The following is a 16,355-nucleotide window of genomic DNA, read 5'->3' on the forward strand; positions in this document are numbered from 1 at the left end:
TTTTCAGGCATGATCTTATTGCTTTTCCGCCTTTTGTTTCAGCTGAATATTCAACTCGTCCAATTGAGCCTCAGATACTTCCCCAGGCGCATCGGTAAGCGGGTCGGACGCTGATGCTGTTTTCGGGAAGAGAATGGTATCTCGAAGATTGTTCCGCCCAGCCAACAGCATGATGATACGATCCAATCCTAATGCCACTCCACCATGAGGGGGTGCTCCATGTTCGAGAGCCTCCATCAGAAAACCGAATTGTTCCTTTGCTTCTTCTTCCTCGAATCCTAACGCTTCAAACATTTGTTCCTGCAATTCTTTGTGATGGATACGGACGGAACCACCGCCTAATTCATACCCGTTCAGAACAAGATCATAGGCATTAGCCCTTACATCAGCAGGATTGTCAGCCAACTTTTCCATATCCTCTTCCATTGGTGAAGTGAATGGATGGTGGGCGGCAAAATATCTTCCAACTTCTTCGTCATATTCCAGCAATGGCCAATCTGTTACCCAAAGGAAATGAAAGGCTTCTTCATCAATGAGTTCCATTTCCTTGCCAAGCTTAAGGCGGAGAGCACCAAGGCTGTCATAGACTACTTGGGATTTATCGGCCACAAACAACAGTAGATCGCCGCTATGGGCTTCTGCTCTGGATAGTATGCTTGATTTTTCCTCATCAGAAAGAAACTTGGCAATAGGCCCTTTAACATCCTCCCCATCAACCTTCAGCCAAGCAAGGCCTTTGGCTCCATATACAGCAGCAAACTCTTCCAACTTATCGACATCTTTACGGGAATAGTGATCTGCCTGTCCTTGTACATTAAGCAACGCTACTTTCCCTCCAGACTCAACTGCTCCTTTGAATACTTTGAAATCGGAAGAAGCAACAATATCAGACACATGGATCAATTCCATTCCAAACCTGGTATCCGGTTTATCGGAACCGAAACGCTCCATTGCTTCATCATATGGCATCCTTTTCAACGGAAGGGATATATCGATGCCTTTGACTTCTTTCATGACATATTTCATCATTTTCTCTGTCATTTCCATAATTTCATCGCTCGTCAAGAAGGAGGTTTCTATATCAACTTGTGTAAACTCAGGCTGGCGGTCTGCACGTAAATCTTCGTCCCGGAAACAGCGCGCAATCTGGTAATATTTCTCAAATCCGCCCATCATGATCAACTGTTTGAACAGCTGAGGAGATTGAGGAAGTGCATAAAATTCCCCTTGGTGGACTCTGCTCGGAACTAGATAGTCCCGAGCACCCTCTGGTGTGCTTTTCGTGAGGATGGGTGTCTCCATCTCCAGAAAACCGTCCTGGTTGAGATAATCCCTGATAGCTTGGGTTGTTCGGTGACGAAGCTTGAATGTTTCCTGTAACTCTTTGCGTCGCAAATCGATATAGCGGTACTTCAAACGCAGGTCTTCCGCAACATCCGTATCATCTTTGATAGGAAATGGTGGTGTTTTAGAGGTGTTCAATACTTCGATACCTGTTACGACTACTTCAATATTTCCCGTTTCGATCGCAGGATTGACAGTAGCTTCATCCCGCTGCACCACCTTCCCTTCAATTTCCAGGACATACTCGGTCCTTACTGTCTCGGCAACTTCAAGAGCCTCCAGGGAGCTGTCCGGATTAAAAACTACCTGCACAATCCCCGACCTGTCCCTCAAATCGATGAAAATCAAACCGCCTAAATCTCTGCGTGTCTGAACCCATCCTTTCAGTAGAACATGTTGATCAATATGTGACTGCCGGAGTGTTCCGGCCATAACACGATTATTCACTGATATTTCCCCCTTTAAGTATCTGTTGAAGACGCTCCGTCAAATCAGTTAATGGTATTTCCGCTTGGTCACCAGTCTCCATCGATTTGATGTTGATCATTTGCTTCTGAAGCTCATCTTCTCCGAGCACCAGAACGAATTTTGCTTGATTTCGGTCTGCTGCTTTAAATTGTGCCTTCATTTTTCTTCCCTGGTAATCTTTATCTACTTGAATACCGTTATTTCGCAGATCATGCAGGATACGTACTGATTCATATTCTGCTTCCTCACCAACCGCGATTAAGAAGCAGTCCAATTGATCATCGAGAGGAACTTCGATATTTTCAGCATCCAATGCCATCAGTAAACGTTCCAGCCCCATTCCAAATCCGATTCCCGGGGTGGCCGGTCCATCCAATTCTTCAACCAGTCCATTATACCTTCCGCCTCCAGCTAGGGTGGTAATTGCGCCGAAACCGTCTGCTTCGCTCATAATCTCGAATGCTGTATGGTTATAATAATCCAAGCCGCGTACAAGGTTTTTATCTACTTCATAATCAATCCCCATTGCTGTCAAGTACGATTTGACCTGGTTGAAATAGTTTTCCGATTCCTCATTCAGATACTCAAGGATGGAAGGCGCCGTTCCCATTGCTGGGTGATCACGGTCCTTTTTACAGTCGAGTACTCTCAATGGATTCTTCTCCAGCCTGCTTTGGCAATCCCTGCAAAGTTCATGTTCATGGGGTTTGAAATGATCTACAAGTGCCTTCCGATGATTTTCTCGACTCTCCTGATCACCTAGTGAATTGATCACCAGCTTAAGAGATTTCAGACCAAGGCTTCGATAGCAAGTCATCGCCAAATCGATGACCTCGGCATCCGTTGCAGGGTTATCACTTCCCAGCACCTCTACCCCGAATTGATTAAGTTGGCGCATCCGGCCTTTTTGCGGCCGTTCATACCGAAACATTTGTGCAAAGTAATAAAGCTTGACGGGTTGATTCGGGTTCCCGAACATTTTATTTTCAACAAAAGCACGGACAACCGAAGCTGTTCCTTCCGGCCTTAACGTTAGACTCCTGCCGCCTCTGTCTTCAAACGTGTACATTTCCTTTTGGACAATATCAGTAGTATCTCCAACGCCCCGTTGGAATACCTCTGTATGTTCAAAAAGTGGTGTTCGAATTTCTTTGAAATGGTACCTGTCACAGACTTCTTTTATTTTCGACTCAACAAACTGCCATTTTTTAGCGTTTTCCGGTAATATATCCACGGTACCTCGTGGTGCTTTCATTGCCATGATTCCTACCTCCTGCTTCCTCTTGTAAATATAAAAAACTCCCGTCCCTTCAATAAAAGGGACGGGAGTTTGCCCGCGTTGCCACCCTAGTTGATGCCTTGTTAACAGCATCCGCTCGTTCACAGTTAACGCCTGCAAGACGCCCATATTTACTCGTGATTCAATATGGGTCCTCCGGAATGTCTTTCATCAAGCCCGTTGCAGAAATGCTTCCAGCCTTTGGCATTTCCTCTCTTTGACAGGGGTGATTGATTACTCTTTCCATCATCGGCTTCATTTTTGGTAAGTTTGAACGAATCTTCGAATGATTATTATGTTAATCTGTAGACATTTGAATGTCAAGCACGATTTACTTTTTTCTTAAGGCGCTGAACCTCACCCAGCGATATGCCAAGCTCCTCAGCGATTTCCATATGAGTTGCATGGCTTTCCAATTCCATAAACCGATGAAAGTTGATTCCCGTTACATCCGTGGCATTGATGGTTATCCCATGTTTTTCATTCATCCTCATAGGAATCCCTCCATTATCATTTCTATTATCTTTGCCTTACACCCAATATTTAATCCGACAAATGGTAAATAAGAAATAATTGAATGATGGAGGACATCCCAAGAGCTAGGGTATATGGCCAGGATGCATGTCCCGCTTGATCAAAGAGCCTTCTACTCCCTACTCTCCAAGATCAGTGTCACCGGTCCGTTATTTGTCAGTTGAACATCCATCATTGCTCCAAATTTTCCTGTTTCGACTGGAACGTTCTCTTTACGGACAAAATCATTGAACTGTTCATACAGTTCCTCTGCAGCTTCTGGCCCGGCAGCCTGCATGAAATTAGGCCGCCTCCCTTTTCTTGTGTCACCATAGAGAGTGAACTGGGAGATGGACAACAAGCTGCCATCGACATCTTTTAAGCTCCGATTCATCTTCCCTGAGTCGTCTTCGAAAATCCTTAAATTGGTGATTTTTTTGGCCAGATATTCAGCATCCTCCAAGCCATCCTCATGAGTGACACCAAGGAGGACCACCAGCCCTTCTTCAATCTCTCCCACCTTCTGATTGTCGACGGTAACATTAGCATTGGCTGTTCGTTGTATAACTGCTTTCATATTGCTGCTCCTTTGCCTCATCATGCGTTTAATGAATAGTTCTAGTTACGGTATATACATCTTTAATCTGCTTAATGCGTTCTACAATTTTTCTCAGATGACCGGTATTGTGGATCAAGAGGGTTATCTGAATGATGGCCATCTTATTACGATCGGACCTTCCGTTTACATGGGTTATATTCGTCTTCGTTTCATTTACTCCCTGCAACACCTCGTTCAATAAACCACGCCGGTCATAACCGGATATTTCCAAGTCAACATGATATTGTTTCTTGTCCGTATGGGTCCCTTCCCACTGAACATGCATATATCTTTGCTTGGCTTCTTCCGTCTGGACATTGGGACAGTCGGCACGATGGACAGATACACCTCTGCCTTTTGTTATATAACCGATGATTTCGTCCCCTGGGACAGGGTTGCAGCATTTTGCCAAACGCACGAGCAGGTTGTCCACACCTTCGACATGAACCCCCGACTCTCCTTTAGGAGCCTTCTTCTTCTTGAAATCCGTATTGACTTCCTCGATAGTCTGAGCAAGGTCCTGCTTCTTCTGACGCGCTTCTCTGATTTTATCCGTCAAACGTGTGGCAATCACTGCGGCGGTGATGCCTTGATAACCGACAGCAGCATACATGTCATCTTCATTGGAAAAATTGAATTTCTCGCAAACACGATGAATATTTTCCTGAGTCAACACTTCCTTCGGATCGAAAGATAGCTCATGAATCTCCTGTTCCACCGCTTCTTTGCCTTTGAGAATGTTTTCTTCCCGCTTCTGTTTTTTGAAAAACTGCTTGATTTTGCTTTTCGCCTGGGAAGTCTGCGTTATTTTCAACCAATCCTGTGAAGGCCCATAAGAATGCTTGGACGTCATTACCTCGACTATATCCCCATTTCTAAGTTTATAATCCAGAGGTTCCATCTTTCCATTGACTTTTGCCCCTATAGTTTTATTGCCGATTTCCGTGTGAATTTTATATGCAAAATCAAGAGGTATGGAGCCCGATGGAAGTTCAATGACGTCTCCTTTCGGTGTAAATACATACACCATATCGGAAAAGAGGTCCACCTTCAGCGACTCCATGAACTCCTCTGCATCATTTGTTTCAGATTGCCACTCGAGTATTTCCCTGAACCAAGTCAGCTTTTCCTCAAACGATTTCTTGCCGTTAGCAAGCTGCCTGCCTTCCTTATATGCCCAATGTGCAGCAATACCATATTCGGCTATCTCATGCATTTCCTTGGTGCGAATCTGCACTTCCAGCGGGTCCCCTTTAGGTCCGATGACCGTGGTATGGAGGGATTGGTAGAGGTTCTGCTTCGGCATAGCTATATAGTCCTTGAACCTTCCCGGCATCGGTTTCCAGCATGTATGGATGATTCCAAGGACTGCATAGCAATCCTTGATACTATCTACAATGATTCTTACTGCTAGAAGATCATATATCTCGTTGAACTGCTTATTTTGTTTCACCATCTTCTGATAGATACTGTAAAGATGTTTCGGCCGGCCGGACATGTCCGCCTCAATGTTGAGTTCTTTAAGCTGGGAGTCGACTTCATTCATAACCCCTTCGATGTAAGATTCCCGCTGTTCCCTTTTTTGTTTCATCAATTGGACAATCCGGTAATACTGCTGTGGATTCAGATACCTAAGTGCGGTGTCTTCCAGTTCCCATTTGATCGTGGATATACCTAACCGATGGGCTAGCGGAGCAAAAATTTCCAGTGTTTCATTGGAGATCCTTCTCTGCTTTTCCGGTTTCAAATGTTTCAATGTCCGCATATTATGGAGGCGATCCGCAAGTTTGATCAATATTACTCGGATATCCTTGGCCATCGCTACGAACATTTTACGATGATTCTCCGCCTGAATGGCCTCACGGGATTTATATTTGATCTTTCCGAGCTTGGTCACTCCGTCCACCAGCATGGCAACTTCCTCGTTAAACTCTTTCTCCAGCATATCAAAGGTGACGTTGGTATCTTCCAGAACATCATGTAAAAGCCCACCTGCAATTGTCTCTGCATCCATCTCCAAGTCGACTAGAATTCCTGCAACCTGTACAGGGTGGATGATGTAGGGCTCCCCTGATTTCCGGTACTGTTCTTTATGTGCTTCTGATGCATAATCATAGGCATGCTGAATAAGACGAGTGTCCTCCTTGCCAAGGAATTCCCCAGCCCGGCTTATCACTTCTTCTATTGTCAAAATATTATCTTTTGCCATATAATCACCTTATCCGCTGTCTGAATGTAATCAGGTATATACTTTCTAATACTATCAAAAAATAGGCAAAAAAGCACTGAAAGTTTACAATTTATACAGTGAATCGACAAAAGGCCTGGAAATGCAGAGAGCATCGCCAGACCTCCAATTCTTTTGTTAATAGCTCATCAGCTTCAACACATCGTAACCTTCCAATTTTTCCATACCGTTCAAATAGCTGAGTTCAATGATAAACGCACAACCTGCGACAACACCGCCAAGCTCCTCTACCAGCTTAATGGTTGCTTCAATGGTCCCGCCAGTAGCAAGCAAATCGTCGGTTATCAGCACCCTTTGTCCCGGCTTTATGGAATCTTTATGAATCGTAAGCACATTATTTCCATATTCCAAGCCGTAATCGGTTTTGATTACTTCACGCGGAAGCTTGCCTTCTTTCCTTACCGGTGCAAACCCTACCCCTAATGAATAGGATACGGGGCAGCCGATGATAAACCCACGTGCCTCGGGTCCCACTACAATGTCTATGTCCTTTTCCCGGGAGTACTCCACGATCTCATCTACAGCTGATTTAAACGCTTCTCCATCAGCCATCAAGGGAGTGATATCTTTAAATTTAATTCCCTCTTTCGGCCAGTCTTCTACAATCTTGACGTACTTTTTATAATCCATAGGTCTTTTCCTCCTTAGGTCTTCCCACATCATCCATACATTGGTCGAACCATCTTTTCAATTCATCAAAATTTGAGTAGTACAATTTTTTCTCTATATTGCTGCGCTCCATTCTGTATCTATATGAAGGTGAGTTTTTCAAGTCCTTCTTCTCTGGGTTTTCATTCACTTTAATTGACCCGTTATCCATTTTAACAAAATCAAGCTCAGAAAACACTTGTAACATGAATCGTATGCGTTTTAAGTCCCACCCTTTCGCCCGAGTAATCGCCGTCATATCTTGATCCTGATTCAGAATCTTCCTTTTCAGAATCAAGCCATATAACCATTTGAATTCTTCACGGGTTGGAAAGGATGACAGGTATAAACTCTGTTCTATATGATAGCAGACACATATATTTTCTGGTTGTACTTTCCGGATGACGTCTTCCAGCTGCCCCAGACTCTCTGGGAGCTCAAAAATATAAAGAACATCTGCTTTAGGTAATCCACTCACATCCTGCTCATACCCAATCTCTTTTATGTCCGAGGACAAAAGACCACCGCTGTTCCCGATCACGAGAGGATTTTTACCATCCATACAGGGCACCATTTCCCTTCGGCGCTTTCCACGATAATCGAATAATTGCCATTCGTCTACCTTCATATCTCTCATAACCAACTGGACTTTTCTTTTTCCGTTCCACTCATTGATCCCCAATTCCCCTGCAACAGTTACTGGCGAACCCGGTGATAATCGGGCGAAGCGGTCTCCCATACCGAAACCGATTGCTTCCACTTGATGCATTTCTCTTTCGAACTGAAGTTTCAGATGATTCTTTGCACTCCCGATTTGTCTGGCATCGGCAGGCATTTCTTTCAGTTGGAAAACCGGTTTTGGGTTTTTCATGCCGAACGGAGCCAACCTGGATATCTCTTGCACCAGCTCTTCATCGATCTCCGCCAGTGCAAGTTCTCTGCTAATCTCTATTTCCTGCTTGAAATCTTCTTCCGACAGCTGTTCAGCTATCAACCGGTCCAACTCTTCCTGGACAATAGGAAGGTTCTCCAGTGGAAAGGTCATCCCAGCTGCCTGGGAATGGCCACCAAAATGTGTGAAATACTCTCTGATTTTCATACAATTACGGAACAAATCAAAAGAGGGGATACTTCGAGCTGACCCCTTGACTTCACCGGTTTCCGGCTTTACTGCCAGCACAATGGCCGGGCGGTCGAATTTCCTGACAAGTTTTGAGGCTACAATTCCGAGTACCCCTTCATTCCACCCTTCTTTTGCCACAATGAGTACACCATGATCCCTATTCGTCATATTTTCTGCTTCTTTAGCAATTTGGTTGACTATTTTTTGTCTCTCCTGATTTATCCGGTCGATTTCTGCTGCAATCTCAGCGGCTTCCACATGGTCCTCCGTCATCAACAATTGAACTGCAAGGTCTGCATCTTGAAGTCTTCCGACCGCATTAATCCGCGGTCCTATCAAGAAACCGACATCTTCCTCTGTGACGTTCCCCTCAATATTTGACACACTCTTGAGCGCCTTCAACCCGGGATTAGCTGTTTCTGAAAGCTGCCGGAGACCATAGTAAGCAAGTATCCTATTCTCATCCACCAACGGAACCAGATCTGCTATCGTTCCAATGGCCGTAAATGGGAGAAGATGTTCGGGGAAATAACCGAGCAGCTGTTGTGCAAATTTGAAGGCAACACCTACTCCTGCCAATTCCTGAAAAGGATAGTTGGGTGAGCACTTTGGATGCAAGATAGCATAGGTTTCAGGCAATTCAGCTTGAACTTCGTGGTGGTCGGTGATGATGAGATCTACTCCAAGCTGTTTCAAGACTTCTGCTTCATTGACTCCTGCAATTCCATTATCAACCGTTATAATTAGTTTGAATCCATTTTTGTATGCTTCTTTAAAGGCATCTTCATTCGGCCCATAACCTTCTGTAAACCGGTTTGGTATATAAAAATCACAGTCGGCCCCCAACTCTCTCAGCGCTTTAAGCATGACCGTGGTCGAGCATACTCCATCTGCATCATAATCACCGTACACAAGTATTTTTTCCTGGTTCTCCACGGCCCTATAAACTCTGGCGCAAGCCTCTGTGATCGAATCAAAATTTAAAGGGTTATGTAAATTTTCAAGGTTGGGTGACAGAAAATCCACCGCTTCTTCTGCTGTAGTGATTCCTCTTTGCAGCAGAAGCTCTCTGACAACGGGTGATATTTTCATTGAATCATCCATCCACATATCCATATCGCCCTGAATCTCCATTAATTTCCAATTAGCCTTGCTCTGTAACATGATTTCACCCCTGACTAATCTATTATACACATAGTCGGCCAGGGGTAGCAATCCGGATTTGATTAGAGCGTATTTTTAGTTTTTACCGATTCATCCTGACTTTTTTCATCCTTGGACACTTCAGTGTCTCCGGATACTTGCTTAGTCTCTGTCGGGGCCTGCTGCTTCTCATTCTGTTTGCGGAGGCTTTTTACTTCTCTTTGCAACTGGATAATTTTCTTGGCTCCTACACCAGCCGTAATAACCCCTCCCATGAGTACTGAAAAGAGAATGACCAGTACAAGTGGCGATTCCCCACTCCAAAAAATATAATTCACTTCTACTGGGTCAACATTGACGACGGCAAATATTGCAACCAGAATCAATAGAATAATGGCTAAAATGACGTATGTTTGACTTTTCAAATCCACACCCTCCTTTTATTATTCTATATAAACTAACCTACCCTTATATTCCCAAAAAAACACTTGAAAACCCCAGCCTTATTTAAAAGCTGGGGTTCTTGAATTAGATGGGTTAAACCTGCGGGCCTTCCACACGCTTCTTCTTGGAAAAATCCACTGGCTTATTTTTAATATTTCTTCCCCGCCACACAAGCCATAACTGGGCGGCAATAAACAGAGAAGAATAAGAACCTGCAAATAATCCGACTGCCAGAGCAATTGCAAACCCGGTAATCGGCTGAGCCCCTAGGAACAAGAATGCCAGAATCGCTATCATGGTTGTAATAGTCGTGTTGATGCTACGAGTAAACGACTGAACCAAACTCCTATTCACTAGAGTTGCAAGTTTCTTAAACGATGTAACTTTCTGCTCGTTACGCAGATTCTCTCTTATTCGGTCAAAGATGACAATCGTGTCATTGATCGAATAACCGACGATGGTCAATACGGCAGCAACAATGGTCACATCGAATTCCAGCCGTGTAAAACTGAACACCGCAAGCATGAAAAATACATTGTGGAGCAAAGTCAAAATGGCCGTAATGGCAAAAATCAGCTCAAATCGGATGGCAACATAGATGATCATGCCTACAGAAGCAATCGCTACTGCATAAATGGCATTTTTCACAAGTTCCTGTCCTACAATCGGAGAGACAACACTGACACTTGGCTGTACACCATATTCCCCTTCAAAGTACTGTTGAACTTCTGCCACCTCTTGCTCGCTCAGTACCGTATCGAAACGGGTGACAGCAATTTCATTATTTTCTCCTGACAAGACAATCGACTGTGCTTCCATGCCTAGCTCTTGGAGACCTTCCTCTACTTCTTCTGTCGTCAATCTTTCTTCCGCTACTACTTCCACCCGGGATCCACTGGTGAAGTCAACTCCCGGGTTCAATTGGAACATCAGGAATGATAGGGTTCCGAGAACAATCATGCCTATGGAAACCAGGAAGAATTTCTTCCGATGCTGTACGACATTCCTTTCCCTGCCGAGGAAAACTGGCTCTTGTTCGTTGACATCTGCAAGATCCTTGATGTCTTTTTCTTTTACTCCGAACCAGGTCTTCTTATTTTTCAAGAAGCGGGTTTTTACCCACAACCCTAATAAGAGTCTTGTACCGAAGACGGATGTGAGGAAACTCAGGACAATACTGATAATCAGCATCGTGGCAAAACCCTTGACCGAACTGGTACCGAAGATGAACAAAATAGCTGCAGCCAATAATGTGGTGATGTTGGCATCAACTATTGTTGATAGCGAATTTTTGGTCCCTGCTTTAAAGGATGCCATTACCGACTTGCCTGCTCTCAATTCTTCCTTTATACGTTCAAAGGTAATGACATTCGCGTCCACGGCCATACCAACACCAAGGATAAGCGCGGCAATCCCCGGCAAGGTAAGCACGCCATTCAAGAGGTTGAACAACAGAAGCACCAGATAGATATAGATGCTTAGGTTGATTGCTGCCATCAACCCCGGGAAACGGTATACGCCAATGATAAATAGGAAGATCAGGCCAATACCCACAAACGCTGCGAATACCGTCTTATTTAATGCCTGTTCCCCGAACTGCGCACCAACAGATGTGGAATATATTTCATTCATATTGACTGGCAGTGAGCCAGAATTGATGATATCAGCCATCTGTTGCGCCGATTCTACCGTAAAATCGCCGTTGATCTGCACACTGGTGGAATTGATCACTTCATTGACGGTGGGAGCTGATACATATTTTGGATCTTCCTTGGTTACTTCTTCTTCATAGGAATCCCCTTCTTGGTAATCCATCCATATGACCAGCCTGTTATCAGGAAAAGGCATCTGGCTGATTTGTTCCGTCACATCCGCAAACTTGGAAGCATCATTCAACTGCAACGTCACAATCGGTGCATTCGTCTGAGGATCAAAATCCTGACTCGCACTTCCTTCGCGGATATCCGAACCATCCAGCAATTTATTATCATTCACATCCCGGAAGGAGAGCCTTGCAGATGTCGACAGCATTTCCCTTGCTTCGGCCTGATTGTCGACCCCGGCTAGTTGGACACGTATCCGGTCCTCCCCTTCAATGTTTATAACCGCTTCACTGATACCCAGGCGGTTGACCCGATCATTGAGGGTAGACACCGTCCCTTCCATCAGACTCCTCGTAACTTCCTGATCCTCTTCTATTGGCTCTATTTCATATAGAACCTCAAAACCGCCCTGAAGATCAAGACCTAAATTTATATCTTTGGTGATTCCTGAAACCGTCGTCCCAATTGTCCCTGCAAATACAAGAACAATTAGAAAAAAGGCAACTATTCTGCCTCTGCTTTTCATCTGACTATTTCCTCCCTCTGATTGTTCGGACAAACAACTATGTATTCAACTAAATATTATCAGATTCTGAACCGGTTACTGCAGCGATGGAAGCCATCAAGCCATCGTCGTCTTTATATGCATTCACCGTCAGATAGCTTAAATATGTATTGGTGCCCAAATGAAAGATGTCTCCCACCACTTCATATAATCTCAACTCGGGATCTCCCTTCCACACCTTCTGTACAAGACAATTCCAAATATCTTCTGATGTAGCCTTCTCATAACCCATCAAATGAAATTCACCAGCCTTGCTTTCCAATGCTGGGTCAACCATCTCTTTCCATTCACTTGCCTTTTGCAAGATTTCCAAACAGACTACCTCCTCCCGATGACGGATAATCGACTCCTTGTTGTCATGCTTGGCCTACTTTCACGCATATATATCATTGTATCTGAAATTCCATTATTTGAGAAGGCAGGTCTTCATGCAATGACCAAACAAACATTTTTGCAAGGTGCGTTAATCTTGATTGCCGCTGGCATGATCACTAGATTTCTAGGCTTCATTAACCGGATCGTGGTGGCGAGGCTGATGGGAGAAGAAGGAATAGGTTTGTATATGATGGCGCTGCCAACACTGTTTCTTGTCATTACCTTGACCCAGTTCGGGCTACCGGTCGCCATTTCTAAGAGAGTTGCAGAAGCAGAGGCTGTGAATGACCGGATTAAGGTAAAAAAAATTCTGCTCGTTTCCTTAATGATTACCTCTATATCCAGTATATTTTTTACAGTCAGTTTGATTTTGGCAGCCCCTTTTGTAGCGTCTAATCTTCTGACAGACCAGCGGACAATGTACCCCCTGCTCGCTATCAGTCCAATCGTTCCCATCGTGGCCATTTCTTCTGTTCTTAGAGGATACTTTCAAGGAAAGCAGAATATGAAGCCTCAGAGCTATTCACAAGTCATTGAGCAAATCGTCAGAATCATTTGTGTGGCTTTCTTTATCAAGATGCTCCTTCCTTATGGCGTTGAGTTTGCAGCTGCAGGGGCCATGTTCAGCGTCATCCTGGGAGAATTTGTATCCTTGATGTATATGATCCATACCTTCAAAAGGAGGAAATTGATCAAGCTGCGGACAAACTTTCTCTCTTATTTGAAATCTAGCAGAGACACAGTCCGTGAACTGTTCTCCATTTCTCTTCCTAGCACGGGCAGCCGAATGATCGGTTCCTTTTCCAACTTTCTTGAACCGATTATTGTGGCACAGAGTATGGCAATAGCAGGCATATCCAATACGATGGTAACAAAGCAATACGGCGAACTGACAGGCTATATACTACCGCTTCTCTTCCTGCCGACATTCATCACACATTCATTGGCCATTGCTTTGGTACCATCCATTTCGGAAGCATCTGCAAAGAAAAATACAAAGTTGATTCACTATCGGATTCATCAGTCTATAAGAATCTCCTTTGCATCAGGCGCAATCGCTACCATCGTACTTACGTTATTCAGTGACACCATCCTCACTTTCATGTATGATACCAGCAATGCCGGATACCTGCTGGTATTGATGGCGCCCTTTTATCTGTTGCTGTATGTCCAAGCTCCTTTACAGGCTGCACTACAAGCCCTGGACCTAGCCAGACCTGCCATGTGGAACAGTTTAATTGGTGCAGTTTTTAAATTCATCATCTTATTCCTTCTGGCTTCAAATCCAGAATTCGGGATTAAGGGTGTGGCTATTGCCATGTCGGTAGGGGTAATCCTTATCACTTTCCTGCACTTGGCTACCTTGCGGAAAGCGGTTCAATTCTCCATCCCCATGGTCGATGTCGGAAAGATGGCCACACTGGTACTTTTAACCTGGAGTACTGGAAGCCTGCTTAAATCCATGTATGCGCAGACAATTCCTGGCATTCCATTATTTCTTCTCTTATTAACGGCCTTATCCGGCTGTTATATCCTATTTCTCATTCTTCTCCGGTTCATAACCAGAGAAGAGCTGAAGCAAATCCCCTTCTTGCAAAAGTGGGCATGATTTTCCACCAACCATCCCTGCTTTATCGTTGAAATCAACTCAAAAATGCCGCTATCCTAGGATAGCGGCATTTTATTGTCCTGTTAAAGGAAGCAAATAACGGATATAAATATAAGCGGTTGTGATCACTAAAGATAATAGTACAAAGGGAACCCCATAGCGCATGAACTGCAGGAAGGGTATCCTTTGCCTGGCGCCCTCTGCTAATCCTGCGACCACCACATTAGCAGAAGCCCCGATCAGAGTAGCATTCCCTCCGAGACAAGCGCCGAGTGCAAGTGACCACCAAATGGGATCAAGATTCGTCATTCCATAATGTTCAAATTCCTGGACGACTGGAATCATCGCTGCTACGAAAGGAATATTGTCCACAATTCCTGACAATAAGCCGGATACCCATAATATCAGCAGTGCAGTCATGGAATAATTCCCTTCTGTCGAGCCGACGATAGTCTCCGCCATCTTATCAATCAAACCTACCTCCTCCAATCCCCCCACTAACATGAATAATCCAATGAAAAAGAAAAGGGTTACCCACTCTACTTTCTCAAACACGTGCTCAGCTTCCAGTTCTTTTTCTGTCAACAAAAGCAGAAGGACGGCTCCACTTATCGCAACGACTGTCAGTTCGATGTGGAGGAAACTGTGCAATAGAAACCCCGACAAGGTCATGATCAATACGGCGATTGACTGATACAGCATGGGCGATTTAATCAAATACGCTTCCGCATTGATTTTCATCAATTCACTGGTGTCTCCTCCTCCATTTTTTAGCAGGTCACGGAAGTGAAGCTGGAGAAAGATCAACATGACAAAGAATAAGACAAGAGCCAAGGGAGCCAAATGCTGGATGAATGATAGAAATGTGAGGTGTTCTACCGCCTGTCCAATCATTATATTAGGTGGATCACCGATTAAAGTAGCAGATCCACCGATATTTGAGCTGAATATAATTGCGAGCAGATACGGGAAGGCCGGAAGCTTCAGCATCCTTGTGACTCTCAGCATAATAGGCACAAAAATCAATACGGTAGTTACATTATCCAGCAGCGCTGATCCGACTGCTGTCAGTATACTTGCACCTACCAGCAGCGGCACAGGTGAGCCTCTGACATGCTGTGCAAAACGGATGGCGATATAACTGAACAAGCCCGTTTTATCTGTAATGGAAATCAATACCATCATGGAAAATAACAGGGCAACCGTATTCCAATCGATATGGCTGATAAACATTTCTTCGGCCGTATATATCCCAGTCAGAAGCAGAAGGACTCCTCCAGCAAGTGCTACTACTGCGCGATTCACCTTATCACTCATAATGAAAACATAACTGACAAGGAAGATAACCGCTGCAAAAACAATGTCCATTCCCTCATCCCTTCCATCCTTGAAAATACATACCAATAATATATATGCGAAAGGGACAAACATTATTTTCGTCTATTTTCCACATCCGTGGAATAAAATCAGAACAGGTGGACAAAGGAGGGATTTGCTTGGGTAAACAATTTACCGCTTTGCTGTATGGATGGATTGTTATTTTCGGTCTAATCCTTGTTGCAAGTGTTCTGATTGCACTGCTATTAAGATTCACCACTTTTAATGAACCATCACTGACATGGGTAACCTTGATCATCGGACTTTTATCTCTATTTTTAGGGGGGTTGGCCGCTGGTGTGAAAGGAAAGGAAAAAGGATGGATCATCGGAGGTATTACAGGGGCAGGCTTCACGCTTTTCACGTTTCTCGTACAATATTTAGGATTCAGCCAAGGCTTCACCATGGAGCAGACTCTCCATCACGGTGGCTATTTGCTAGCAGCCCTATTTGGAGGGATTCTCGGAGTGAATATTGCGAAACCGGAAAACGAGTAGTCGCCATTATAAGAAGTATTGGTTTACGTTCGGAACACACCAACCAGCAGTTCAAGGAGCGGTTACTTGGATTGCTGGTTTTTTGGCAGGAAATTTATTCTGCCAAAGGGCAACAGATCAGCAATTTTGAAGGGGGGCGTTATGCTTCCTTAATGGATTAAAAAGAAGGGCAATACTGATGTATTGCCCTTCTCAGCTTGTAGAGAAACCTCGTGTTTTTCTACAAGCTTTTTTTCTTGCCTCCAGGAGCACAGACCATTCCCTTTCCGCGGACGAACGCCCGAGCCTCCTCGTGAAAACC

General features: G+C 44.3%; 13 protein-coding genes and 1 other annotated feature. Of the genes, 2 read left to right on the forward strand and 11 right to left on the reverse strand.

All coding sequences use genetic code 11. The annotated features are described in order from the left end of the window. Positions 1-15 precede the first annotated feature (15 nt). From aspS to ACFOGI_RS02735, 10 genes are all read right to left on the reverse strand, one after another. The gene (aspS, locus tag ACFOGI_RS02690) at positions 16-1,791 is read right to left on the reverse strand and encodes an aspartate--tRNA ligase (protein ID WP_390268002.1); all 1,776 of its coding nucleotides are present in this window, start codon (positions 1,789-1,791) and stop codon (positions 16-18) included. Beyond that, positions 1,784-3,073, reverse strand: a complete 1,290-nt coding sequence (gene hisS / locus ACFOGI_RS02695; protein ID WP_390268005.1) for a histidine--tRNA ligase — start codon at positions 3,071-3,073, stop codon at positions 1,784-1,786. Before hisS ends, aspS begins: the two co-directional genes overlap by 8 nt. Before the next feature lie 54 nt (positions 3,074-3,127). Then, positions 3,128-3,350, reverse strand: a binding site (T-box leader). Between the two features lie 61 nt (positions 3,351-3,411). After that, positions 3,412-3,585 (reverse strand): hypothetical protein, encoded by a 174-nt coding sequence (locus ACFOGI_RS02700; RefSeq protein ID WP_390268008.1) that lies wholly within the window; start codon positions 3,583-3,585, stop codon positions 3,412-3,414. A 152-nt stretch (positions 3,586-3,737) separates the two neighbouring features. Next, positions 3,738-4,181, reverse strand: a complete 444-nt coding sequence (dtd, locus tag ACFOGI_RS02705; protein ID WP_390268011.1) for a D-aminoacyl-tRNA deacylase — start codon at positions 4,179-4,181, stop codon at positions 3,738-3,740. Positions 4,182-4,209: 28 nt separating this feature from the next. Continuing rightward, positions 4,210-6,411: a RelA/SpoT family protein gene (locus tag ACFOGI_RS02710; protein WP_390268014.1), complete on the reverse strand. Its 2,202-nt coding sequence runs from the start codon at positions 6,409-6,411 to the stop codon at positions 4,210-4,212. 156 nt (positions 6,412-6,567) lie between these two features. Next, on the reverse strand, positions 6,568-7,080 hold the full coding sequence (locus ACFOGI_RS02715) for an adenine phosphoribosyltransferase (protein WP_390268017.1): 513 nt from the start codon (positions 7,078-7,080) through the stop codon (positions 6,568-6,570). Further along, positions 7,070-9,385 (reverse strand): single-stranded-DNA-specific exonuclease RecJ, encoded by a 2,316-nt coding sequence (gene recJ / locus ACFOGI_RS02720; protein ID WP_390268020.1) that lies wholly within the window; start codon positions 9,383-9,385, stop codon positions 7,070-7,072. Before recJ ends, ACFOGI_RS02715 begins: the two co-directional genes overlap by 11 nt. 62 nt (positions 9,386-9,447) lie before the next feature. Beyond that, positions 9,448-9,789: a LapA family protein gene (locus ACFOGI_RS02725; RefSeq protein WP_390268023.1), complete on the reverse strand. Its 342-nt coding sequence runs from the start codon at positions 9,787-9,789 to the stop codon at positions 9,448-9,450. A 112-nt stretch (positions 9,790-9,901) separates the two neighbouring features. After that, positions 9,902-12,157: a protein translocase subunit SecDF gene (gene secDF / locus ACFOGI_RS02730; protein WP_390268025.1), complete on the reverse strand. Its 2,256-nt coding sequence runs from the start codon at positions 12,155-12,157 to the stop codon at positions 9,902-9,904. Between the two features lie 49 nt (positions 12,158-12,206). Beyond that, positions 12,207-12,509 carry a post-transcriptional regulator gene (locus ACFOGI_RS02735; protein WP_390268029.1) on the reverse strand — a complete coding sequence of 101 codons (303 nt, stop codon included), beginning with the start codon at positions 12,507-12,509 and terminating at the stop codon, positions 12,207-12,209. Between the two features lie 120 nt (positions 12,510-12,629). Here ACFOGI_RS02735 and spoVB point away from each other — a divergent pair, with 120 nt between their 5' ends. Further along, on the forward strand, positions 12,630-14,180 hold the full coding sequence (gene spoVB, locus ACFOGI_RS02740; RefSeq protein WP_390268032.1) for a stage V sporulation protein B: 1,551 nt from the start codon (positions 12,630-12,632) through the stop codon (positions 14,178-14,180). A 72-nt stretch (positions 14,181-14,252) separates the two neighbouring features. On the opposite strand, the gene ACFOGI_RS02745 is transcribed toward spoVB, so the two are convergent. Next, the gene (locus tag ACFOGI_RS02745; RefSeq protein ID WP_390268035.1) at positions 14,253-15,548 is read right to left on the reverse strand and encodes an ArsB/NhaD family transporter; all 1,296 of its coding nucleotides are present in this window, start codon (positions 15,546-15,548) and stop codon (positions 14,253-14,255) included. Between the two features lie 128 nt (positions 15,549-15,676). On the opposite strand from ACFOGI_RS02745, the gene ACFOGI_RS02750 reads away from it, so the two are divergent. Then, on the forward strand, positions 15,677-16,054 hold the full coding sequence (locus ACFOGI_RS02750) for a TIGR04086 family membrane protein (RefSeq protein WP_390268038.1): 378 nt from the start codon (positions 15,677-15,679) through the stop codon (positions 16,052-16,054). Positions 16,055-16,355 lie beyond the last annotated feature (301 nt).

This window comes from Virgibacillus xinjiangensis (assembly GCF_042643145.1).
GTDB classification, from domain to species: Bacteria; Bacillota; Bacilli; order Bacillales; family Amphibacillaceae; genus Virgibacillus_O; species Virgibacillus_O xinjiangensis.